This window comes from Pseudopontixanthobacter vadosimaris, from assembly GCF_012979275.1.
Taxonomy (GTDB): Bacteria; Pseudomonadota; Alphaproteobacteria; order Sphingomonadales; family Sphingomonadaceae; genus Pseudopontixanthobacter; species Pseudopontixanthobacter vadosimaris.
Genome location: NZ_JABASZ010000037.1, coordinates 174258 through 196919 on the forward strand (window position 1 = coordinate 174258; position 22662 = coordinate 196919).

A 22662-nucleotide genomic window follows, 5' to 3' on the forward strand; every position below is an offset into this window, starting at 1 on the left:
TCAGGCTGCGTCATCCTTCACGCCGACTTGGCTGCGGTCGGCAAAGCGCAGGTCGCGATGCGTCAACAAGCGGCCATCATGCCCCAATATCGAGACAGGGCCAACCGGCAGGCGGTCGCGATCGTCCACCAGAACGGGATTTTCGGGTACTCTCGTCCCGTATTTCTGCCCCCATTGCCGCAGGGCCAGCATGGCCGGCAGGAGGTCATGACCCTTCTCCGTCAGCCGGTATTCGACACGCCGCCGGTCATCGCGGCAAGGCTTGCGATCAAGGATGCCATGGTCGACCAGCTTGCCCAGGCGGTTGCTGAGTATGTTGCGCGCGATGCCCAGCTCGTTCAGGAAATCCTCGAAATGGTGTATGCGGTTGAAGCTGGCGCGCAGGATCATGAAGGACCAGCGTTCGCCCATGACCTCGAGCGCGTCCGGCAGGCCGCAGGCCGTCAATTCACGTAGCGGTTCGCGCAATATTGCCATCGGCCGTTCCTTTCGCGCTGACGTTAGCCCCCTCGGGGGCGAAGGCGCAATGATTCAGACCAGCAGGCCCAGCGATATCAGTTCCGCCTCCAGCGCCGCAGCGTCGGTGAAATGATGCGCGTGCCAGCCTTCCAGCCGGGCCGCGGCGACATTGTCCTGGTTGTCGTCGATGAACAGCATCCGTTCGGGCGGGAATCCGAAGCGCCGGGCAGCAAGGCGGTAGATCGCCGGATCGGGCTTCACCAGCCGTTCCTGTCCCGACACGACGATGTCGCGGAACCTGTCCAGAACGGGTGTCGTCGGGCGGAACATGGCCCAGAAATCGGCGCCGAAATTGGTAATCGCGAACAGGGGGATGCCGCGCTCGTCCAGCCGGCGGACAAGGTCGTGCGTTCCGGCCACCGGACCGGGAAGGGTTTCAAGGAAACGCTCCGCATAGGCTTCGATAAGATGGGCATGTTCCGGGAAGTCGGCCTTGCGCTCGGCCACCATTTCGGCGATCGGCCGGCCGGAATCGTGCTGGAAATGCCAGCTTTCGGGCAAGACGTTCCCGAGGAAATATTCCAGCGCTTCCTCATCGTCGATCAGCTTGACGAAGAGCGCCCGCATTTCCCACTGCACCAGCACGCGCCCGACATCGAACACCACTGCTTCGATAGGATCAGCCATCCGGGTATTCCTGCCTGTTGCTGCGCCCTCAATGGCAACGGCCCGCGCTCCTGTGCGGAGGCGAGCCGACTTGCCCCGTCCGGCCCGGGCCGGATCCAGCCGGGTTCAGCCCTGGCGGGCCTTGAAGCGGCGATTGGTCTTGTTGATGACATAGGTGCGGCCGCGGCGGCGGATCACGCGGCAGTCACGGTGACGGTTCTTCAGCGACTTGAGGCTGTTGCGGATTTTCATGTCAGTTCCCGAAAAGATTGGCTGCGGAAGATACGCCTCCGTGCCGGAAATTCAAGGCGCGCACCTATGCGGGCAGCCGACGCGAGTCAACCATTGTCACCCTCGGCATTCCGCATTTCGGCGAGCTTCGTCTCCCACCCCAGCGCATGTGCGACGATGGTGGCGAGATCGTGATGCTGGGGTCGCCACGGCAACGTGGCACGGATGCGCGAGGGATCGGATATCAGCGAGGCGGGGTCGCCCGCACGGCGGGGCTCAAGTGTCCGGGTGATGGCGGCGCCGGTCACGCGGTCGACCGTGTCCAGCACCTCCCGCACCGAAAAGCCGCGGCCATAACCGCAATTCATCGTCAGCGAGCGTCCGGGGTCAGCGATCAGGGCCTCCAGCGCCAGCACATGGGCAACGGCCAGGTCGCTGACGTGGATATAGTCGCGAACGCCGGTGCCGTCGGGCGTGTCGTAATCGCTGCCGAAGATGGCCACGCTGTCGCGCTTGCCCGCAGCGGCCTCCACCGCCACCTTGATGAGGTGCGTTGCGCCTGCCGTCGACTGCCCGCTCCGCATCTGCGGATCGGCACCCGCCACGTTGAAATAGCGCAGCGCGGCGTAATTCATCGGGTGCGCCGCCGCCACGTCGGCCAGCATCCGTTCCGTCATCAGTTTCGACCAGCCATAGGGGTTGATCGGAACCTTCGGCGCATCCTCGCTCACGGGCGAGATTTCCGGCACCCCGTAAGTCGCCGCCGTGCTGGAAAAGATGAAATGCGGAACGCCCGCCTCGATTGCCGCCGCGATCAGCGCGCGGCTGGCGGCGGTGTTGTTGGCGTAATATTTCAGCGGGTCCGCGACCGATTCGGGCACCACGACGCTACCGGCGAAATGCATGATCGCCCGCGTTCCCCGTTCCGACACGATGCGCGCGACCAGATCGGCGTCGGACACGTCGCCTTCGTAGAAAGGCACATCGTCCGGCACGGCGAAGCGGAAGCCGGTCACCAGATTGTCCAGCACCGCCACCGGCCAGCCGGCATCGCGCAGGGCCAGCACGGCATGGCTGCCGATATAGCCCGCGCCGCCGGTGACGAGGACGGGGCATTCGGTTTGCAAGTTCCTGTTCATGGGCTGGCGCTATCACGAAATGAAAGCCGCCATAACAGCAATTCGGCGCCTTCGCTTCCGGAAAAGGCGTATAATGCAACCGGGCAACGGTTGAGGCGTTGTAATTCCGACACTCGTCAGAGGATGCCAGTCATGAAGAAACTTACGAAGCTTGTCCTTGCCACTGCGGCAGCCACCTCGCTAGCAGCCTGCGCCACCGCGCCCGGGCCGGTGGAGGTCACGCGGTTCCACGAACCGGCCAGACTGGCACAGCTGGGGAATGGCACCATCCATATCGAAAGCGCGCCTGCCTTCGGCAACGATGTTCCAGGCACCGGCCCGGAATTCGGCTGGGACGATGACGGGCTGAACAGGCCGGCGACCGGCGGGCTGGAACTTTCGCTGTACAAGGCCGCGGTGGCCGAGGAACTGCGCCGCCTGGGCTATCGCGAGGTCGCCCTTGGCGCGGCCGGACAAGTGGCCGAAGTGCGCCTCGACCGCCAGATCATCGGCCGAGGGCAGCGCCGGGGGCCGGTGAGCGTCGGGGTCGGCGGCGGGACCGGAGGCTACCGATCGGGAATCGGCGTGGGCCTCGGCTTCAATCTCGGCGGCGGCGGCAGCGGCGATGAAATGCTGACACAGCTGGGGGTGACCATTCGCGATCGGTCCAGCGGCGAGCCCATCTGGGAAGGCCGCGCCGAATTTGCGGTTGACCCGGACTCGCCGCTCGCACAGGCGAATGCCAATGCCGCCACGGTCGCGAACGCCCTGTTCCGCGAATTTCCCGGCGTCAGCGGCGAAACCGTGGAAGTAAAGGTAGACAGGTGAAAGACATCCAGATCGACAGCCAGTTCGACAGCGGCAATATCGAGGTTCTCTCCATCGACGGCGCAGGCGCGCGTCTCGCCCTGAAGAAGGACAACAATTCCGACTTTCGCCAATGGTACCATTTCCGCGTCGCCGGCGCGGCAGGGCGCGAACTGGAGCTGAAGATCACGGGGTTGGAGGAAAGCGCCTACCCCGGTGGCTGGACCGATTATGATTCGGCTGTCAGCGAAGACCGCGAATATTGGGGCCGCGCGCCCTCCTCCTATGACAAGGCGGAAGACGGCGGTACGCTGACCATCCGCTATACGCCGGCGAGCGATCTTGCCTGGTTCGCCTATTTCGCGCCCTATTCGCTGGAACGCCACCACGATCTGATCGCCGAAAGCGCAGCGTCCGACGGCGTGTCCTGGCGCAGTCTGGGCCGGACGCTCGACGGACAGCCGCTCGACTGCCTTTCCATGGGCGAAGGCGACATGCAGGTCTGGCTCTACGCCCGCCAGCATCCGGGCGAAAGCATGGCGGAATGGTGGATGGAAGGCGCGCTGGAAGTGCTGACCGATCCCGCCGATCCCGTGGGCCGCAAGCTGCGCGATCTCTGCCGTTTCCACATCGTGCCCAATTGCAACCCGGACGGGTCGCGGCGCGGCCATCTGCGCACCAATGCCTGCGGCGCCAATCTGAACCGCGAATGGGATAACCCGGCCGCCGACAAGGCGCCCGAGGTGCTGGCGATTCGCAATGCGATGGATGAGACCGGCGTGGATTTCGCCATGGATGTGCATGGTGACGAGGCGATCGCGGCCGCATTCCTCGCCGGGTTCGAAGGCATTCCGTCCTGGAAACAGGAACAGGGCAATGGCTATGAAAGCTACCGCGCGCTTCTCGACCGCCGCACGCCCGATTTCCAGACGGAGAAAGGCTACAGCATCGCCAGGCCCGGCACCGCCAATCTGTCCATGAGCACCAATCAGGTGGCCGAACGCTTCGGCGCGGTGGCGATGACGCTGGAAATGCCGTTCAAGGACAATGCCGCGCTCCCCGATACCGAACAGGGATGGAGCCCGGAGCGTTCGAAGATGCTCGCGCGTGACTGCCTCGCCAGCCTGCTCGAATGGATCGAGACGCGCAAAGGCTAGGGATCAGGCGCGGCGGCGGATCGGACGACCCGCAGCCTAGTCGAGGCTCGCCGGTCCGAAAGCATCGGGGAGCAACAGGCTGAGCCGGGTGCTGCGGGTCTCCTGCGGCCCTACGCACAGGATGATGGGGTCGGTACGCCCCAGCTGCGCCAGTTCATTCAATATCTGCCGGCAACGTCCGCAAGGCGTGATCGGTTCGGCCCCCGGTCCCGTGACGGCCACGGCAATCAGGCCGCCGCGCCGTCCCTGCGCCATGGCCCTGGCCACCGCGACGGTTTCGGCGCACAGCGCAAGACCGTAGCTTGCATTTTCCACATTGGCGCCTGTCACGACCGACCCGTCGGCAAAGCGCAGTGCCGCGCCGACGGCGAAGTTCGAATAGGGCGCATAGGAGTGATCCGCAGCGGCGCGCGCGGCAGCGATCAGGGGTTCATCCAGGCTCAAATTCTGCTTCCTCCGGTCAATTTTGCGCCACCATCCAGCGTAGCGACCCGCTTGCGGCAGGGCTGCGAAAATATTCGTTCGCCGTCCACAGCAGCCATGGCCGTCCGGCATATTCAGGCGGAAACCGCGTGCGCGTCAGCCACAGGTTCCTCTCGAAACGAGGAGCGAGGCCGTAGGTATCCTCGAAATCCCTGTCGATCTTGAGCAGGACGGGTTTGCCGGCGTGAGTCTCGATCTGGTTGATCAAGGTGGTAAGCTCGCTTTCGACTGCCGCCTCGCTGACCCGCTCGGGGCAGTTCTCCGCAGTTTCGGCAAGGTGGATCACGGGCGGCAGCAGCGTTTCGTCGCGCGGGATCATGGTGACGAAATTGGCGGTCTGGCGATCCGCCATGATGCAGGGATCGAAACGATGCACCGCACCTGCCAACAGCCCCGCATCGCGGGCATCGGCCAGATTGTGCACGAAGGCGGGATCGCGTCCCGATGCCCCCCTGCTTGCATCCAGATAAGCGAAGCTGGCACCCAGCGCACGCAGGGTACGAAAATTCACCGCCCCATCGGCCGAACCGATCTCGACCCCCTGGTCCGGATATTCTGCCGGGTCGGGGGTCCAGTGGCGGATCTCCCACCACAGCCAAACCGCCGCTGCCCCGCCCAATATCGCCAGCAGCAGGACAATCCGCATCCTCCAGCCGCGCCTTTGTGCCTTCCCGCGCGCCATCCGCCCTTCAGCCCTTGATGTGCAGGACGCAGATGAGGGTGAACAGCCGGCGGGCCGTGGCGAAATCCGTTTCCACCTTGCCTTCCAGCCGTTCCTGCAGATTTTCCGCCGCCTGGTTGTGGATGCCGCGCCGGGCCATGTCGATCGTCTCGATCTCGGCCGCCGTCGCCTTGCGGATGGCCTGGTAATAGGAATCGCAGATGGCGAAATATTCGCGGATCGGCCGGCGGAACCGGGCCAGGCCGATCAGCAGCGATTCGAGCGGTTCCCCCGCCTCATCCGCAATATCCATCGCCAGCCGCCCGTCGCGCACCGCCAGGTGCAGCCGAAAGGGCCCGTGATGCCCGCGCTGTACGGATCGCACGGGTTTGAAAATGTTCTCCTCGATCAGATCGAAGATCGCCACCCGCCGTTCCTGTTCGACATCGGCATTGCGCCAGAGGATCGTATCCTCGTCGAGGGCGATATGGCTGATGCGGTAATCGGTGGCGGGTTCGGACATGGAAATCGTGCCTTCGCAGATCGCAGGCATCGCGCGCAAGGGGTTTGGCATTCATCCCCGTAATCCACAGGGGGCCGAAGCGCGCCTTGCGATTTCCGCTCTTGCCTTACGGCAGGCAGCAGGCCCATTGCAGCGCGCATGGCCGATCTCGAACTTCTCCTTCGCCCCGACGCCTCCGCTGGAACGGACAAGGCGCAGGGCCGCACCCTGCCCGCCAATATCGAAGCCGAAGCGGCGTTCCTGGGCGCGGTACTGATCGACAACCGCGTGGTGGAGGAATTGCAGACACCGATTCGCCCCGAGCATTTCTTCGAACCGGTTCATGCCCGTGTCTTCGAGCGGATCGTCACCCTGCTCGATCGCAATGCCGTCGTCACGCCGGTGACGCTGAAACCCTATTTCGAAGCGGACGAGGCGCTGAAGGAACTGGGCGGGATTACCTATCTCGCCCGGCTCACCGCTGACGGGCAAGGGCTGCTTGCGCCGCGTGAACTGGCCGAACAGATCTACGATCTCGCCCTGCTGCGCGAACTGGTCAGCGTCGGCCGCAACCTGGTGGAAGGCGCGCTAGATACATCCGATGCCGTGGCGCCGCTGAAGCAGATCGAGAAGGCCGAACAGGATCTGTTCAAGGTGGCGGAAGGCGCCTCGACCAACAATGAAGCCTCCAGTTTCGGCATGGCAACGCACAAGGCGCTCGGCATGATCGAACGGGCGATCAATTCCGGCGGCAGCATCAGCGGCAAGACCACGGGCCTGTCCAGCATCAACGAAAAGATCGGCGGCTTGCACGACAGCGATCTCGTCATCCTCGCGGGACGCCCCGGCATGGGCAAGACCTCGCTCGCCACCAATATCGCCTATAATTGCGCGAAGCGTCTGCTGCAGGACCGGCAGGACGGCATCGAGGAGAGCGTCGGCGCGGGCGTCGCCTTCTTCAGCCTGGAAATGAGCGCAGACCAGCTGGCAACGCGTATCCTTTCGGAACAATCCAGCATTTCCAGTTCCGCGCTGCGCATGGGCAAGATTAGCCGGGAGGAATTCCAGAAACTTGCCTTTACCAGCCAGACGCTGGCCGAACTGCCGCTCTATATCGACGATACGCCTGCCCTGACCATCGCCGCGTTGCGCACCCGCGCGCGGCGGTTGAAGCGCAAGCATGATATCGGGCTGATCGTTGTCGATTACCTGCAATTGCTGCAGGGGTCGGGCCGTGCGACCGACAATCGGGTAAACGAAATTTCCGAGATCAGCCGGGGCCTGAAAACGCTGGCGAAGGAGCTGGAACTGCCGGTGATCGCCCTGTCGCAGCTGTCCCGTGCGGTGGAACAGCGTGACGACAAGCGCCCGATGTTGTCCGATCTGCGCGAATCGGGATCGATCGAGCAGGATGCCGACATGGTCTGGTTCGTGTTCCGCGAAGATTATTACGTGGGATCGCGCGAGCCGAAGCGTCCCGTGGAGGGCGACGACATGGCGACGCATGACGCCCATGCCGCATGGGCGGCGGACATGGAACGGGTGTTCGGCCTGGCCGAGCTTATCGTGGCGAAACAGCGCCACGGTTCGACAGGCAAGGTGCGGCTGAAATTCGAACCGCGTTACACCAAATTTTCCGACCTGGCGGAAGGCGAATACGACAGCTCCTACGAGTGATCCCGGCCCCCGGTCAAAGGCCGAGGTTCAGGCGCCGCGAGACGGTGTAATCCAGTACGGACACCAGCAGCCAGCTGAGGCTCCAGCGCATGCGGTTCCACAAGGTTGCGCGGCACGCATGAATGGCAGGCGTGATTTCCCGCGCGCCTGCCATCTGCGTATCGACGAACTGGCGCATCCGCTCGGCCAAAGCGGCATCCTCGATCCGCAGCATCAGTTCCAGATTGAGATAGAGGCTGCGCATGTCGAAATTGGCGCTGCCGAAATAGACGGCATCGTCCAGCACGATCAGCTTGGTATGCAATTTGGTGGCGTCGAATTCCCAGATCGCCGCACCTTTCTTGAGCAGATAGGCATTCAGCAGCCGGGTTGCGCCGATGGTGGCGGCATTGTCCGATTTACCGGCGAGGATCAGCCGCGCCTCGCCATCGCAGGCGATGCGGCCTATCCGTTGCAGCAGCCGTCTGGGCGGCGAAAAATAGGCCATGACCATGTCGAGCCTGCGCGCGCGCGCCAGGTCGCGCCCCACACAGCTGGCCCAGCTCGACAGGCCCTTGGTAGGGCCGCCGACCAGCAGGCGGACAGGCCCATCGCCCGGCTCCCAATCCTTGATGATCCGCCTGAGTGCCTTCCATTTGGCTTTTGGATCGGCGGTCCATCCGGCAAGACGGTCGAACCATGTCACCAGATCCGCGACCACCCGGCCTTCGATGACGATCGCGAGATCGCTCCACCCCTGTTCCTGCGGCGGCGCGAAATAATCGTCCTCGACGTTGAAGCCGCCGACCATGCCGATGGTGTCATCCACCACTACGATCTTCTGATGGTTGCGGATCAGGTAACGCTGCGTCCAGCGCGAACTGAACTTGCATTCCTTGCCACCGGCGGCGTTGAACGGCGCAAAGAAATCATCCTCCGCATCCGACCCGAATGAGTCGATCACCAGCGTGCAGTCCACGCCCCGCGATGCCGCCCGCGTCAGCGCATCGCGCAGCAGGCGGCCGGTAGCGTCATCGGCGAAGATGTAGAAGCACATGCGAATGGAATGCCGGGCTTCATCGACCAGGCGGAGCAATCGATCCAGCCGACCCCGTCCGCCGGGGTAAAAGGTAAGCTCATGCCTTTGCGCCGCCGCTGAAAAGGTGCCGGGTTCGCGATAGGCCGCGCCCGCGCCTGCCGTGCGCCGATCATCCAGACTTCCCGTGCCTTGCCCCGTCATGCGAAAGGTCTCTGGACCGGCTGGCATGGACCTGCAAGCCCTGGCGGATTGTTGACTTTCGCGCCCGCTGCGCCTAATGCTTCGACCTTCTCGAAATATCATCTATCTGGAGTGCCATATGGCGCGCGTCACTGTCGAAGATTGTGTCGACAAGATCCCCAACCGTTTCGATCTCGTTCTGCTGGCAGCCCAGCGGGCGCGGGAAATTTCCGGCGGTTCCGAATTGACCGTCGACCGCGACCGCGACAAGAACCCTGTCGTTGCACTGCGTGAAATTGCCGAACAGACGGTGAAGCCGAAGGAACTGAACGAAAGCGTCATTGCCGGCCTGCAACGCATCCTGCCCGATGATGAGGACGAGGCCGACGAGATCGGTTCGCTGAGTCAGTCTGCCGAAGCATTGCGGATCACCGCATCTGCGCCGGCACGATCCACCTCCGTGGGTTCCGATTACGAGGGGTAGGCGCCCCATCTTCCAACAGGAAAGGCCGCGATCCGGAAAGGAAAGCGGCCTTTTTCATGTGCGGCGGGTCAGGACACCCTTGCGCGGCTCATTTGCCGCGCCCGGTCTGCTCCTGCAGCGCATCGATCATCTTCGATGCTTCGGCCTTGGACAGTTCATTGTCGTATTTTTCCGGCTGACCCGCTTCTTCGCACAATGTCTTCAGATAGCTGGCCTGCGCGCCGGTCATCTTCTCGTCGCCCGTGGTCCAACTATCCGGGTTCTTCTCGGCGTTGGACACGGGGTCGGATTTGGGGTGTTCACTCGGGGTAGGGGCACTCATCTCAAGATCTCCTTCGATCCTACAACCCACATGTTCACGGACTGTTCCCACCCTGGCCCTGGCCTGACGTGCAGTAAAATGCCCCGGCAATCGTAGATCACCGGGGCCATTCTGTCATTATTCGCAGTGCCGATCGTCAGGCACCCTGCGGTGCCGCATCTCCTGCACCGCCGAACCTCTTGCCCGATTTCGGAATGGCGGAACCGCGCACCGGCCTGACCTGTCGCGGCCCCTTCGGTTCGTCTGGCCGGTCGATTTCGCCATTTTCCAGCAGCTGGTCGATCTCCTGCCCGGTCAGCGTCTCATATTCGAGCATCGCCTGGGCGAGCAGATGCAGCTTGTCCTCCTGGTCGGTCAGAAGCTCGGTAGCGCGCTTGTGCGCCCCTTCGACAAGATCGCGGATTTCGGAATCGATCAGCTTGTTGGTTTCGTCCGATCCCATCGTGCGGCTGGTCTGCCCCATGCCGAGATAGCCTTCCTGGCTATGCTCATATTGCAACGGACCCAGCTTGTCCGACATGCCCCACTTCGTCACCATGTTGCGGGCGAGGTCGGTGGCATATTGAATGTCGGAAGACGCACCGGAACTGACCTTGTCATAGCCGAAGATCAGCTCCTCGGCCACGCGGCCGCCCATGGCGACAGCCAGATTGGCATGCATCTTGTCGCGATGATAGGAATAATTGTCCCGTTCCGGCAAGCGCATCACCATGCCCAGCGCACCGCCGCGCGGGATGATCGTCGCCTTGTGAATGGGGTCGGACGCCTCCTCGTTGATGCTGACGAGCGCATGGCCGGCCTCGTGATAGGCGGTCATCTTCTTTTCGTCTTCGGTCATCACCATGGAGCGGCGCTCGCTCCCCATCATGACCTTGTCCTTGGCGTCCTCGAATTCCTGCATCGCCACCAGCCGCTTGTTGCGGCGGGCGGCCAGCAGGGCAGCCTCGTTCACCAGATTGGCAAGATCCGCACCCGAGAAGCCGGGCGTACCGCGTGCGATGGTGCGGCCATTGACGTCGGGCGCCAGCGGCACCTTGGCCATATGTACGTCAAGGATCTTTTCGCGGCCCTCGATATCCGGCACCGGCACGACGACCTGCCGGTCGAAACGGCCGGGGCGCAGCAGCGCAGGGTCGAGCACGTCGGGCCGGTTGGTCGCGGCGATGATGATGATGCCTTCATTGGCTTCGAAACCATCCATTTCGACCAGCAGCTGGTTCAGCGTCTGCTCGCGCTCGTCATTCGAATTGCCCATGCCATGCCCGCGGCTGCGGCCAACCGCGTCGATCTCGTCGATGAAGAGGATGCAGGGCGCGTTCTTCTTTGCCTGTTCGAACATGTCACGCACGCGGGATGCACCGACGCCGACGAACATTTCGACGAAGTCGGACCCGGAGATGGTGAAGAACGGCACGCCCGCCTCGCCCGCGATGGCGCGGGCCAGCAGGGTCTTGCCGGTACCGGGGCTGCCGACCAGCAGCGCGCCCTTGGGGATCTGGCCGCCCAGCTTGGAAAAACGCGAGGGGTCTTTCAGGAATTCGACGATTTCCTCCAGTTCCTCGCGCGCCTCGTCGATGCCGGCAACGTCGGAAAACGTCACGCGGCCCTGCTTCTCGGTCAGCAACTTGGCCTTGGACTTGCCGAAGCCCATCGCTCCGCTGGCCCCGCCGCCTTTCTGCACCTGGCGCAGGGCGAAGAAGGCGATGCCGATGATGAGGATGAAGGGCAGCGAATTCAGCAGGATGGCGAGCAGCAGGTTCATCTGTTCCTGCGGCTGTCCCGAAAATTCGACGTCATTTTCGTCCAGCAACTGGGTCAGATCGGAATCGCCGGCCACGGGCACGGTCGTGAAGGCCTCACCGTTGCGCAGCTGCCCGGTGATCTTGTCGGGCGCGATCTGCACTTCCTGCACCTGGCCCGCCGCGACCTGGTCGCGAAAATCTGAATAGCGGATCTGGGATCCGGCATTCTGCCCCGCCCCGCCGAACATCGACACGACCAGCAGCAGGGCGAGAAATATACCGCCCCATACCATCAGGCTTTTCACCCAGGGATTCGGCCCGCCGGCATTCGGGTCCTGCGGTTCCTTGTTATCGCTCATCGAAGCATGATCCTTTCGTACCCATGGATAGATAGGTTGCCGGGGGTGAATGGCAAGATAACAGAGGTTGCCTGCCGCGCCGTCCCGATGCCGCAATCGCGTTGAAACCAAACGCTGCGGCAAACGCTGTTGCGAATGAGGCAGAACGCCGGACAGCATCGGAGAGGCAGGCACATGGCCGCACGCGCATATTGGCAGGGGCAGATCAGGCTGGCGCTGGTATCGATCCCCGTGGAAATCTACAGCGCCACGAAATCCGGTGCCCGCATCCGCTTCAACCAGATTCACGAACCTTCGGGCAAGCGCATCTCCTATGAGAAAACCGTCGAAGGCGTCGGCCCCGTCGACCGGGACGAGATCATCAAGGGCTACGAGATATCGAAGGGCAATTACGTCCTGCTGGATGACGCGGATTTCGATACGGTCAGGATCGAGAGCCGCAAGACGCTGGAACTCGTGCAATTCGTCGAGGCCTGCGAGATCGATCCGCTCTATTTCGAGAAGCCCTATTACGTGGTCCCCTCCGATAATCTGGCCGAGGAGGCCTTCGTCGTCCTGCGCGAGGCGCTGCGCAAGGCGAAGAAAGTGGCACTGGGCCAGCTTTCGGTGCGCGGAAGCGAGAAGCTCGTCGCGCTGAAGCCTTGCGGCAAGGGATTGCTGCTGGAAACCCTGCGGTATGCCGACGAGGTGCGGGCCGGTCAGACCTTCTTCGACGAGATTCCCGAGACGAAGCCAAAGAAGGATTTGCTGGACCTTGCGACGACCCTGATCGACCAGCGCAGCGCCCCATTCGAGGCCGATGCCTTCGAGGATCATTACACCGCCGCGCTGCGCAAGCTGATAGACCGCAAGGCGAAGGCCAAGGGCGGCAAGGCAGTCGTTTCCGACGTGGAGGAGCCGTCCGGCGAAGCCGGCGGCAATGTCATCGACCTGATGGCGGCGCTGAAGAAATCGGTGAGCGAGGAGAAGGCGGACAAGCCTGCCCGCAAGGCCACGGAAAAGAAGAAGAAGAGCGCCTGACATGGCGAAGAAATCCGCCAGCAGCAGAGCTTCGCTAAGCACCTACGACGCCAAGCGCGACTTCAAGCTGACGGCGGAACCGGCAGGCAAGGTGGAGAGCAGCGAGAGCGGCAACATCTTCATGGTGCAGAAACACGATGCCACCCGCCTGCACTGGGATCTGCGGCTGGAGGTGGATGGCGTGCTGAAAAGCTGGGCCGTGACCAAGGGCCCCTCGCCCGATCCCGATATCAAGCGGCTGGCGGTGCGCACCGAGGATCACCCGCTCGCCTACGCCACCTTCGAAGGCACCATTCCGAAAGGCGAATATGGCGGCGGTACGGTCATGCTGTGGGACCGCGGGCAGTGGGCGCCGGTCGAAGGCAAGAAGGCGAGCGATCTGGAGAAGGGCCATCTGCACTTCACGCTGGATGGCGAGAGGATGAAGGGCGAATGGCTGCTGATCCGCCTGAAGCCGCGCGGCAACGAGAAGCGCGAGAACTGGCTGCTGCGCAAGTTGCAGGACGAGTTTGCAGAGGCCGGCGACGCCCTCGTCCAGCGCGGCCTGACCAGCATTTCCACCGGGCGGACCATGGCGGAGATCGCCAGCGGCAAGGATGTGGACAGCGTCGCCGCGACGAGGAAGGCAAAAGCACCTGCTGTCAAGCGAGCAAAGAAGAAAGCGAAGCCCGGATCGGCCAGGCCGCCCGCCTTCCGCAAGCCGCAACTGGCCACGCTGGTCGATAATGTGCCGGCCGGAAATGGCTGGATGCACGAGATCAAGTTCGACGGCTACCGCGCTCTTGTCGCCGTGGCAGGCCCGAAGGTCAGCGTATTCACCCGCAGCGGCAAGGACTGGACCGACAAATTCGCTCCGCTGGTGGAGGAGTTCGCCGCACTGGGCCTCTCCCCCTGCCTGATCGACGGCGAGATCGTCGCCTACGGAGCTGACGGCAATCCCGACTTCTCGGCCCTGCAGGCGGTGCTGAAGCGCGGGCACGGCTCCCAAACGGCAGTCGATGCACTGTCCTTCCATGCCTTCGACCTGCTGGAGGTGGATGGAACCGACCTAGCGGAAGAGCCGAACATCGAACGCAAGGAAAGGCTGGAGGCGTTGCTGGCGCGGGCCGCCCCGCCCATCCATGTGGCCGAGCATGTCATCGGCGCGGGCGAGAAACTGCTGAAGACCATGTGCGACGCCGGGCAGGAAGGGATCATTTCCAAGAAGATCGATGCGAAGTACCGCCATGCCCGCAGCAAGGCCTGGTTGAAGGTCAAATGCACCCGGCGGCAGGAATTCGTCATCGTCGGATTTACGAAGTCGGGTGCGAAGGGTCGCCCTTTCGCTTCGCTGGTGATGGCGCAGAATGAAGGCGGCGAACTGGTATACAGGGGCCGCGTCGGCACCGGGTACACTGCCGACGATCTGGAGATGCTGGCAGGCAAGATGCGCCGCCTGGAACGCAAGACGCCTCCGGTCGAGGTGGACAAGGCGCAGATGCGCGGCGTCACCTGGCTGACGCCGAAACTGGTGGCCGAAGTGGGCTTCGCCGAGTTCACGGCCGATGGGAATATCCGGCACGGCTCGTTCCTTGGCCTGCGGGAGGATAAGGAAGCGGCAGAGGTCAAGTCGGAGCGCGCCGTAGAAGCGCCCGCCGCCGGGGATGAGATCGCCATCTCCAACCCTGATCGCGTTATTTTTCCCGAAAGCGGCCAGACCAAGGGCGAGTTGGCGGATTATTATGCCACCATCGCCCCGCTCATGCTGCCTTTTGCAGCGAATCGCCCCGTCAGCCTGGTGCGATGCCCACAGGGCCGGGCGAAGAAGTGCTTCTTCCAGAAACACGATAGCGGATCGTTCGGCGAACACGTCCATCATGTTCCGATCCGCGAGAAGGACGGCGGGACCGAGGATTACCTGTTCGTCGAGGACGCGCCCGGCATCCTGCAATGCGTGCAGATGGGCAGCATCGAATTTCACGGCTGGGGCGCACCCGCCACGGCAGTCGAAGCGCCCGACCGGATGATCTTCGATCTCGACCCTGACGAGGGTCTGGATTTCGACGATGTGAAGTCGGCCGCCAGGGACATACACGATCAGCTGGCCGATATCGGCCTGACCAGCTTCGCCATGCTCTCGGGCGGCAAGGGCGTGCATGTCATCGTGCCGCTGGGCAATCCGGGCGCGAAGGCTGGCGGGCACGATTGGGACACGCATAAGGATTTCGCGCGCCGCTTCGCCGAGGCCCTGTCCATGGCCGAGCCGGACCGCTTCACCGCCACCATGAGCAAGGCCAAGCGCAAGGGGAAGATCTTCATCGACTGGCTGCGCAACCAGCGCGGCGCGACGGCCGTCCTGCCCTATTCTGCCCGCGCCCGCGAAAATGCGCCGGTGGCGGTGCCCATATCCTGGGGCGAGTTGAAGAAGCTCGACGCCGCGAATGTCTTCACCATCGACGATGCCAAGCGGCTGACCGACCGCGCCGCATCGAAAGGCCTCGCCGGCTGGGGCTTCGCCACCCAGCGCCTGCCCGATTTCTGATGCGGATCAGCCGGCGGCAGGCGCTTTCTTCAGCAGGGCAGACCGGGTGCAGCGGCACACCACCTCGTCCCGCTGGTTCAGCAATTCATGCGTGAAGGTGACGATGCCGCTGCCGGGCCGCGATTTCGATTCCCGCAAGGCTGTCACCTCGCTCGTGGCGCGCATCGTGTCGCCGATGAACACCGGGTTCGGCATCGTCACCGCATCATAGCCGAGATTGGCGACCAGCGTGCCCAGCGTCGTGTCGCCGACGCTGAGGCCGACCATCAGGGCGAAGGTGAAAGTACCGTTCACCAGGATCCGGCCGAACTCGCTGGCGCCCGCAGCCTCGGCATCCAGATGCAGGGGCTGCGGGTTGTGAGTCATGGTGGTGAACAGCAGATTGTCCGTCTCGGTCACGGTCCGGCGGATCTCATGTTCGATCCGTTGCCCGATTTCCCATTCATCGAAAAACCTGCCTGCCATATCCACCCTGTTCCTTGCTCCGCGCGGTCAGATGGAGCGCGCGATAAGCATCTTCATGATCTCGTTCGATCCGCCATAGATGCGGCTGATGCGGCTGTCACGGAACATCCGGGCGATGGGATAATCGTTGATATAGCCCCACCCGCCATGCAGCTGCAGGCATTTGTCCACCGTTTCGCCCTGCAATTCGGTCAGCCAGTATTTCGCGATGCTGGCGGTGGTGACGTCCAGCTTCCCATCCAGCAATTTGGCGACGCAATCGTTGATGAACACCTTGGCCGCCGTGCCCCGCGCCTTCAGATCGGCGAGGGTAAACTGGGTGTTCTGGAAATCCCAGATCGTCTTGCCGAAGGCCTTGCGCTGCTTCACATATTCCGCCGTTTCATCCAGCGCGCGTTCGATCGTCGCCATCGCGCCCATGGCGATCAGCAGGCGTTCCTGCGGCAATTCGCCCATCAGCTGATAGAACCCGCGCCCTTCCTGCCCGCCCAGCACATTGTCGGCCGGCACGAAAACATCGTCGAAGAACAGTTCGGACGTATCCTGTGCATCCAGCCCGATCTTGTCGAGCTTCTTGCCGCGCTCGAAACCTTCAAGCCCCTCGGTTTCCAGGCACAGGAGCGAAATACCTTTCGCCCCTTCGTCGGGATCGGTCTTCGCCACGACCACCAGGAAATCGGCGATCTGGCCATTGGAGATGAAGGTCTTCGACCCGTTCAGGCGATAGCCGTTGCCGTCCTTCAGCGCCGTGGTGGTGATGTTCTGCAAATCCGATCCGACGCCGGGTTCGGTCATCGCGATGGCGGACACCAGTTCGCCCGTTACCAGTTTCGGCAGCCAGCGCTGCTTCTGTTCCTCCGTCCCGTGGCGGACGATATAGGGCAGGATGATGACATTGTGCAGGCTGGCGGCGAAGCCTTCGACGCCCTTGTGGCCGATCTGGTCCACCACCACCATGTCGTGCCGGAAATCGCCGCCATGGCCGCCATATTCCTCGGGCACGGACACGCCCAGAATGCCCGCCTCGCCCGCCTCGCGCCAGAAATCGCGTTCGACCTGCCCGTCCTCGCGCCATTTCAGCACCCGCTTTTCAGGTGCCTTCTGCTCGAAGAACTTGCCCACGGCGTCACGGAAGATGGCGATTTCCTCATCCGCCATGAAGTCGGGTTCGGGAATGTCGATAACGGGCATGGCGGTTTCTCTCCTGTTGGTTATTGTAGCCTTGCACTGGTATCGAAATGAAACCTATGTGCAAGCGGAATGCCGCAATCGAATGGCGTAGCACGGGGGGAAATGAAGGTTTGGAACTGATCGGGCCGACATCGCAAAGCTTCATGTCGCAGCGCACGCGCCTGCATTATGCCGATTGGGGCAATCCGGATGCACCGCCGCTGATCCTGCTGCATGGCGGGCGCGATCATTGCCGCAGCTGGGACTGGACGGCGGAACGCCTGCGGCATGACTGGCACGTGATCTGCCCCGATTTGCGCGGGCATGGCGACAGCGGCTGGAACGAAAATGGCTATTACCCGGCTGTCGGCTATGTCTATGACCTGGCGCAGCTTGTTCACCAGCTCGGCATCGCGCCGGCCACCATCGTCGCCCATTCCCTCGGCGGCAATATCGCGCTGCGCTATGCGGGCCTCTACCCGGAGAAGGTCCGCCGCCTCGTCGCCATCGAAGGGCTTGGCCCCAGCCCGAAGCGGCTGGAGGAGATGGCGCAGAAGCCGTTCCACGAACATTTGCGCGACTGGTTCGACAGGAAGCGGGAGGCGAGCGCCCGCTCGATTCGCAAATATGACAGCTTCGAAGAAGCGCTGGATCGCATGCACGAGGCGAACAGCTATCTCAGCCGCGACCAGGCCGTTCATCTGACCCGCCATGCCGTGCTGCACAACGAGGACGGCACCTATAGCTGGAAATTCGACCCGCATCTGCACGCCTGGCCGCCGGACGATCTCACCCCGGAGCAAAACCGCGAATTATGGGGTCGCATCACCTGCCCCACCCGGCTGATCTATGGCGACGACAGCTGGGCTTCCAACCCTGAGAAGGACGGGCGGATGGAGCATTTCGGCGGCAATGTCTCGCTCACCAGCTATGCGAATGCAGGGCACTGGGTGCATCACGACCGGTTCGAGGATTTCGTGACGGAAATATCCGCCTTCATCGCCGATTAGGGCCGTGCCTGCGGCCGGCTTACAAGCTGCGTGAGATTACTTCCTTCATGATCTCGCTCGTGCCGCCGAAGATGCGGGTGACGCGGGCATCGCGCCACAGGCGGGCGATCAGATATTCGTTCATGTAGCCCGCGCCGCCATGCAGTTGCAGCGCCGCATCGCAGACGCGGCCCTGCAACTCGGTGTGCCACAGCTTGGCCGCCGAAGCCTCTGCGGTCGTCAGTTCGCCCGCGATATGCCGCTTCAGCGCCCAGTCGATATGCGCCCAGCCGACCTGCAGTTCTGCCGCCAGCCCGGCCAGCGTGAATTTCGTGTTCTGGAATTCGAACACCGTGCCGCCGAAGGCCTTGCGGTCCTTGGTAAAACTTACGGCTTCGTCGAAGGCGCGCTGCGCCCCGGCCTGGCAGCCGATGGCGATGGAAAGCCTTTCCTGCGGCAGTTCCTCCATCAGGTGAACGAAGCCGCGCCCCTCCTGCCCCAGAAGGTTCGATTGCGGCACGCGCACATCGTTGAAGAACAGTTCCGAGGTGTCGGCGGAATGCTGGCCGATCTTGTCGAGGTTGCGGCCGCGTTCGAACCCTTCGGTGCCCGCATCGACCAGGATCAGCGAGGTGCCCTTCGCGCCCTGCGCCGGGTCGGTCTTGGCGACGACGATGACGACATCGGCATTCTGGCCGTTGGTGATGTAGGTTTTCGAGCCGTTGACGATATAGTGATCGCCATCCTTCTTCGCCGTCGTGGTGATGCCCTGCAGATCCGAACCGGTGCCGGGTTCGGTCATGGCGATGGCGGTAATGACGTCGCCGGTCATCATGCCCGGCAGATATTTCGCCTTCTGCTCTTCCGTGCCCAGCCGTTCGAAATAATTGCAGGTGATGTCGTTCTGCAACGTGAAGCCCGCGCTGCTGCCGATATAGGACAGTTCCTCGGCGATAACGGCATTGTAGCCGAAATCGAGGCCCAGCCCGCCGTTCTCCTCGGAGATGGTCGGGCACAACATGCCCGCATCCCCGAGCGCCTTCCACGCCTCGCGCCCGACGATGCCCTCTTCCTCATGCCGGGCAAGATGCGGGATCATGTGCTGTTCGAACACCTTGCGCACGGTGTCGCGGAACATCGCGTGGTCTTCATTATAGGCGGTGCGGGTAGTCGTATCGAGCATCATGGGCTTTGATCCTGTTCAGGTGCCTCGAGGTTAAGACGCCGTGCAATCTAGGCGATCACGCCTGTGTCACGCAATTCGGCGCAGGCAGCGGCGTCGAGGCCGAGTTCGGAAAGGATGGCGTCTGTATCCTGACCGGATTGGACGGCAGGATTCGGCACCGCACTTTGCGTCTCTGCGAAACGCGGCGCTGGTGCCGGCTGCATGCTGCCGCCGATCTCGACGAATGTGCCGCGCGCCTTGTTGTGCGGATGTTCCGGCGCTTCCGCCAGGCTGAGCACCGGCGCGAAGCAGACGTCGCTATGCTCCATGATCGCGCACCATTCGTCGCGCGTCCTGCTGCGGAACACATCGCCCAGCTTTTCCGCCAGACTGCCCCATGCGGAACGGTCCATCTGGCGATCGAATTCCTCATCCTCCTCCAGCCCCGCCAGCCGGCGCAATTCGGCGTAGAACTGCGGCTCTATCGAACCGATGGAGATGTATTTGCCATCGGCGGTTTCGTAGCTGTCGTAATAATGCGCCCCGGTATCGAGCATGTTCGCGCCGCGTTCGTCGCTCCACACGCCCATGTTCCGCATCCCCTGGATCATGCCCATCAGCACGGCGGTGCCATCGGTCATCGCGGCATCGATCACCTGCCCTTTTCCGCCATTTGCGACATGCAGCAGGGCCGATACCATGCCGAAGGCCAGCATCATGCCGCCGCCGCCGAAATCGCCTACCATGTTGATCGGGGGGGTCGGCTTTTCGCCCGCCCTGCCGAAATGATGCAACGCTCCGGCCAGCGCGATATAATTGATATCATGCCCGGCGGCCTGTGCGTATGGGCCGGTCTGGCCCCAGCCCGTCATCCGGCCATAGACCAGCTTCGGATTGTCGGCGATCAGCACCTCCGGCCCAAGACCCAGCCGCTCCATTACGCCGGGGCGGAAGCCTTCGATGATGCCATCCGCCTTGCCGCACAGCCTGCGCGCGAGATCTACGCCTTTTTCGCTCTTGAGATCGAGCGCGATGGAGCGCCGCCCCCTTGCCAGCACGTCTTTCACATTGGCAGGCGTCGTTCCGCCCCGTCGGCCGTCGGCGCGGTCAATGCGGATGACATCCGCCCCGTGATCGGCCAGCATCATGCCGCAGAACGGGCCGGGGCCGATGCCGGCGAATTCGACGATGGTAATGCCGGACAGCGGACCGGGCATTATTTGCCCTTCCAGTTGGGAGCGCGCTTTTCGGCAAAGGCGCTGGCCCCTTCGCGGGCATCTTCCGACATGAACACCTGCGGGAGCAGCTTCGCCTGTTGCTTGTAGCGTTCGGCGCGCGGCCAGCCGCGCGATTCCTCGATGATCTGCTTCGACACCCGCACGGCGAGCGGCCCGTTGGCGGCAATGCTGCGAGCCAGTTCCATCGCCCCGTCGATCACGCTGCCCGTGACAACGCGATTGATGAGGCCAAGGTCATACGCCCGCGCGGCATCGATGAATTCGCCCGTCAGTGCCAGTTCCATCGCCACCTTGTGCGGGATGAGGTCGGGCAGCACCATCAGGCCGCCCGCTGCGGCCGCCAGCCCGCGCTTCGCCTCAGGGATGCCGAATTTCGCCCCCTCGTGCGCCACCACCAGGTCGCAGGCGATCATCAGTTCCAGCCCGCCCGCCAGCGCATAGCCTTCGACGGCGGCGATCAGCGGCTTCACCGGCTTGCGTTCGGTCAGCCCGCCGAAGCCCCGCCCTTCGATAGACGGCGCCTCTCCGCGCAGGAAGCCCTTCAGATCCATGCCCGAACAGAAGGTGCCGCCCGCGCCGGTCAGGATGCCGACACGCAGATCGTCCTCGGCATCGAGCCGGTCAAGCGCCGCGGCGATGGCTTCGGCGGCCGCCTTGTTCATGGCGTTCTTCGCTTCGGGGCGGTTGATCGTCATGATCAGCACGCCGTCTTCCACGCGGGTCAACAAATCTTCGCTCATGCATTCTCTCCATCATTCACGCGGCCTTCTTCAAGGCCATCTGCATTTTCATTTGCAACCGATGCTGGCCAAGGCATAGGGTGTCGTCAATAATTTTCGCAAAAAAGCACGACGCACCGGTAACAAGGATCAGAACACATGGCCGAAGCCTATATCATCGACGCAGTTCGCACCCCGCGCGGTATCGGCAAGGTGGGCAAGGGATCGCTGGCTGCCAGCCATCCGCAGCATCTGGCCGCCACGGTGCTGAAGGCGATCCGCACCCGCAACGACCTCGACACGAAAACGGTGGACGACGTGATCTGGTCCACCTCCACGCAGAAGGGCAAGCAGGGCGGCGACCTGGGCCGGATGGCGGCGCTTGATGCAGGGTACGACATCACCAGTTCGGGCACCACGCTCGACCGTTTCTGCGGCGGCGGCATCACCACGGTCGCCTTTGCCGCCGCGCAGGTGATGAGCGGAATGGAGGATTGCGTCATCGCGGGCGGGACCGAAATGATGAGCCTGACGGCGCAGATGATGCAGGAGGAAATGCAGGCGGGAATCGCGCCGCTGGGCATGGGTTCGGGCAACGACCGCCTGCGCGAGGTGCATCCGCAGTCGCATCAGGGCGTGTGCGGCGATGCCATCGCCAGCATGGAAGGCTTCACGCGCGAGGAACTGGACGAGGTCGGTTATCGCAGCCAGCAGCGCGCCGACCGCGCCATCCGCGAAGGTCGCTTCGATCACAGCGTGGTGCCGGTGCTGGACGATGATGGCAGCGTCATCCTGGACAAGGAGGAGTTCCCCCGCCCGCAGACCACGCGCGAGGGGCTCGCCGAACTGCAGCCCAGCTTCGCCAAGATTGCCGACATGCCGCTCGACGATGAGGGCACGACTTTTCGCGGGCTGGTGAATCAGAAATATCCCGATCTCGACATCGAGCATTTCCATCATGCCGGCAATTCGTCCGGCGTGGTGGATGGGGCGGCTGCCGTGCTGGTCACCTCCGGCGATTATGCCGAGAGGCATGGGCTGAAGCCCCGCGCGCGCATCGTAGCGACCGCCAACATGGGCGACGATCCGACGCTGATGCTGAACGCGCCGGTTCCCGCTGCGCGCAAGGTGCTGGAAAAAGCGGGACTTACCGTCGACGACATCGACCTGTTCGAGATCAACGAGGCCTTTGCCGTCGTCGCGGCGAAATTCGTGCGCGACCTGGGGCTGGATTGGGATAAGGTGAACGTCAATGGCGGCTCCATCGCCATGGGCCACCCGATCGGCGCGACCGGATCGATCCTGATCGGGACGATCCTGGACGAGTTGGAACGGCAGGAAAAGCGATACGGCCTGGTTACCATGTGTGCGGCGGGCGGAATGGCTCCGGCGATCATCATAGAACGCATGACGAAATGAAGTTCGAGTGGTGAACGGGCGGACGAGGAGGGCGATCCGGTGCCTTGCGACAGGAACAATCGTGCCGATATGAGGGGCCCATAATTGCTT

23 protein-coding genes are annotated in these 22662 nt (G+C 63.2%); 8 read left to right on the forward strand and 15 right to left on the reverse strand.

Annotated features, from left to right (window positions below):
- From HG250_RS09880 to galE, 4 genes are all read right to left on the reverse strand, one after another.
- A complete protein-coding gene (locus HG250_RS09880; protein WP_170005136.1) occupies window positions 1-477 on the reverse strand; it encodes a winged helix-turn-helix transcriptional regulator in 477 nt (158 codons plus the stop codon).
- A 54-nt stretch (window positions 478-531) separates the two neighbouring features.
- On the reverse strand, window positions 532-1146 hold the full coding sequence (locus tag HG250_RS09885) for an HAD family hydrolase (protein WP_170005137.1): 615 nt from the start codon (window positions 1144-1146) through the stop codon (window positions 532-534).
- Between the two features lie 105 nt (window positions 1147-1251).
- The gene (gene ykgO / locus HG250_RS09890; protein WP_007165381.1) at window positions 1252-1377 is read right to left on the reverse strand and encodes a type B 50S ribosomal protein L36; all 126 of its coding nucleotides are present in this window, start codon (window positions 1375-1377) and stop codon (window positions 1252-1254) included.
- A gap of 86 nt (window positions 1378-1463) precedes the next feature.
- The gene (gene galE / locus HG250_RS09895) at window positions 1464-2495 is read right to left on the reverse strand and encodes a UDP-glucose 4-epimerase GalE (RefSeq protein ID WP_170005138.1); all 1032 of its coding nucleotides are present in this window, start codon (window positions 2493-2495) and stop codon (window positions 1464-1466) included.
- Window positions 2496-2627: 132 nt separating this feature from the next.
- Here galE and HG250_RS09900 point away from each other — a divergent pair, with 132 nt between their 5' ends.
- Together HG250_RS09900 and HG250_RS09905 are read left to right on the forward strand one after the other, a co-directional pair.
- Window positions 2628-3302, forward strand: a complete 675-nt coding sequence (locus tag HG250_RS09900) for a DUF4136 domain-containing protein (RefSeq protein ID WP_170005139.1) — start codon at window positions 2628-2630, stop codon at window positions 3300-3302.
- The gene (locus HG250_RS09905; protein ID WP_170005140.1) at window positions 3299-4438 is read left to right on the forward strand and encodes a carboxypeptidase family protein; all 1140 of its coding nucleotides are present in this window, start codon (window positions 3299-3301) and stop codon (window positions 4436-4438) included. The genes HG250_RS09900 and HG250_RS09905 overlap by 4 nt, the downstream gene beginning before the upstream one ends.
- Window positions 4439-4474: 36 nt before the next feature.
- Here HG250_RS09905 and HG250_RS09910 read toward each other — a convergent pair whose 3' ends face one another.
- Genes HG250_RS09910 through HG250_RS09920 form a run of 3 tightly spaced genes read right to left on the reverse strand, consistent with a single transcriptional unit; the run spans window position 4475 to window position 6105 of the window.
- A complete protein-coding gene (locus tag HG250_RS09910; protein ID WP_240957061.1) occupies window positions 4475-4876 on the reverse strand; it encodes a cytidine deaminase in 402 nt (133 codons plus the stop codon).
- A 22-nt stretch (window positions 4877-4898) separates the two neighbouring features.
- Window positions 4899-5567 carry a glycoside hydrolase family 25 protein gene (locus HG250_RS09915; RefSeq protein WP_240957046.1) on the reverse strand — a complete coding sequence of 223 codons (669 nt, stop codon included), beginning with the start codon at window positions 5565-5567 and terminating at the stop codon, window positions 4899-4901.
- 43 nt (window positions 5568-5610) lie between these two features.
- Window positions 5611-6105: a UPF0262 family protein gene (locus HG250_RS09920; protein WP_170005143.1), complete on the reverse strand. Its 495-nt coding sequence runs from the start codon at window positions 6103-6105 to the stop codon at window positions 5611-5613.
- A gap of 138 nt (window positions 6106-6243) precedes the next feature.
- Between HG250_RS09920 and HG250_RS09925 the strand changes: the two genes are divergently transcribed.
- On the forward strand, window positions 6244-7761 hold the full coding sequence (locus HG250_RS09925) for a replicative DNA helicase (protein WP_170005144.1): 1518 nt from the start codon (window positions 6244-6246) through the stop codon (window positions 7759-7761).
- 13 nt (window positions 7762-7774) lie between these two features.
- Here the strand turns inward: HG250_RS09925 and HG250_RS09930 are convergent, their stop codons facing one another.
- Window positions 7775-8980 carry a phospholipase D-like domain-containing protein gene (locus HG250_RS09930; RefSeq protein ID WP_170005145.1) on the reverse strand — a complete coding sequence of 402 codons (1206 nt, stop codon included), beginning with the start codon at window positions 8978-8980 and terminating at the stop codon, window positions 7775-7777.
- A 118-nt stretch (window positions 8981-9098) separates the two neighbouring features.
- Between HG250_RS09930 and rpoZ the strand changes: the two genes are divergently transcribed.
- Complete coding sequence (gene rpoZ, locus HG250_RS09935; RefSeq protein WP_170005146.1) at window positions 9099-9443, forward strand: DNA-directed RNA polymerase subunit omega; 345 nt, start codon at window positions 9099-9101, stop codon at window positions 9441-9443.
- Between the two features lie 88 nt (window positions 9444-9531).
- Here the strand turns inward: rpoZ and HG250_RS09940 are convergent, their stop codons facing one another.
- Window positions 9532-9765 carry a DUF3072 domain-containing protein gene (locus HG250_RS09940; RefSeq protein ID WP_170005147.1) on the reverse strand — a complete coding sequence of 78 codons (234 nt, stop codon included), beginning with the start codon at window positions 9763-9765 and terminating at the stop codon, window positions 9532-9534.
- Window positions 9766-9901: 136 nt separating this feature from the next.
- Entirely contained in the window at window positions 9902-11866 is a 1965-nt protein-coding gene (gene ftsH / locus HG250_RS09945; RefSeq protein WP_170005148.1) for an ATP-dependent zinc metalloprotease FtsH, read from the reverse strand.
- 174 nt (window positions 11867-12040) lie between these two features.
- Here ftsH and ku point away from each other — a divergent pair, with 174 nt between their 5' ends.
- Together ku and ligD are read left to right on the forward strand one after the other, a co-directional pair.
- On the forward strand, window positions 12041-12886 hold the full coding sequence (gene ku, locus HG250_RS09950; RefSeq protein WP_170005149.1) for a non-homologous end joining protein Ku: 846 nt from the start codon (window positions 12041-12043) through the stop codon (window positions 12884-12886).
- A gap of 1 nt (window position 12887) precedes the next feature.
- Window positions 12888-15407 carry a DNA ligase D gene (ligD, locus tag HG250_RS09955; protein ID WP_170005150.1) on the forward strand — a complete coding sequence of 840 codons (2520 nt, stop codon included), beginning with the start codon at window positions 12888-12890 and terminating at the stop codon, window positions 15405-15407.
- Between the two features lie 6 nt (window positions 15408-15413).
- Here ligD and HG250_RS09960 read toward each other — a convergent pair whose 3' ends face one another.
- The gene (locus HG250_RS09960; protein WP_170005151.1) at window positions 15414-15872 is read right to left on the reverse strand and encodes a MaoC family dehydratase; all 459 of its coding nucleotides are present in this window, start codon (window positions 15870-15872) and stop codon (window positions 15414-15416) included.
- A gap of 27 nt (window positions 15873-15899) precedes the next feature.
- Window positions 15900-17063: an acyl-CoA dehydrogenase family protein gene (locus tag HG250_RS09965; protein WP_170005152.1), complete on the reverse strand. Its 1164-nt coding sequence runs from the start codon at window positions 17061-17063 to the stop codon at window positions 15900-15902.
- A gap of 143 nt (window positions 17064-17206) precedes the next feature.
- On the opposite strand from HG250_RS09965, the gene HG250_RS09970 reads away from it, so the two are divergent.
- The gene (locus tag HG250_RS09970; RefSeq protein ID WP_420821321.1) at window positions 17207-18052 is read left to right on the forward strand and encodes an alpha/beta fold hydrolase; all 846 of its coding nucleotides are present in this window, start codon (window positions 17207-17209) and stop codon (window positions 18050-18052) included.
- Window positions 18053-18071: 19 nt separating this feature from the next.
- On the opposite strand, the gene HG250_RS09975 is transcribed toward HG250_RS09970, so the two are convergent.
- Genes HG250_RS09975 through HG250_RS09985 form a run of 3 tightly spaced genes read right to left on the reverse strand, consistent with a single transcriptional unit; the run spans window position 18072 to window position 21174 of the window.
- Window positions 18072-19214 (reverse strand): acyl-CoA dehydrogenase family protein, encoded by a 1143-nt coding sequence (locus HG250_RS09975; RefSeq protein WP_170005194.1) that lies wholly within the window; start codon window positions 19212-19214, stop codon window positions 18072-18074.
- Between the two features lie 50 nt (window positions 19215-19264).
- Window positions 19265-20413, reverse strand: a complete 1149-nt coding sequence (locus HG250_RS09980) for a CaiB/BaiF CoA transferase family protein (protein ID WP_170005154.1) — start codon at window positions 20411-20413, stop codon at window positions 19265-19267.
- On the reverse strand, window positions 20413-21174 hold the full coding sequence (locus tag HG250_RS09985; RefSeq protein ID WP_170005155.1) for a crotonase/enoyl-CoA hydratase family protein: 762 nt from the start codon (window positions 21172-21174) through the stop codon (window positions 20413-20415). The genes HG250_RS09980 and HG250_RS09985 overlap by 1 nt, the downstream gene beginning before the upstream one ends.
- 138 nt (window positions 21175-21312) lie before the next feature.
- Here HG250_RS09985 and HG250_RS09990 point away from each other — a divergent pair, with 138 nt between their 5' ends.
- Complete coding sequence (locus HG250_RS09990; RefSeq protein WP_170005156.1) at window positions 21313-22572, forward strand: acetyl-CoA C-acetyltransferase; 1260 nt, start codon at window positions 21313-21315, stop codon at window positions 22570-22572.
- Window positions 22573-22662 lie beyond the last annotated feature (90 nt).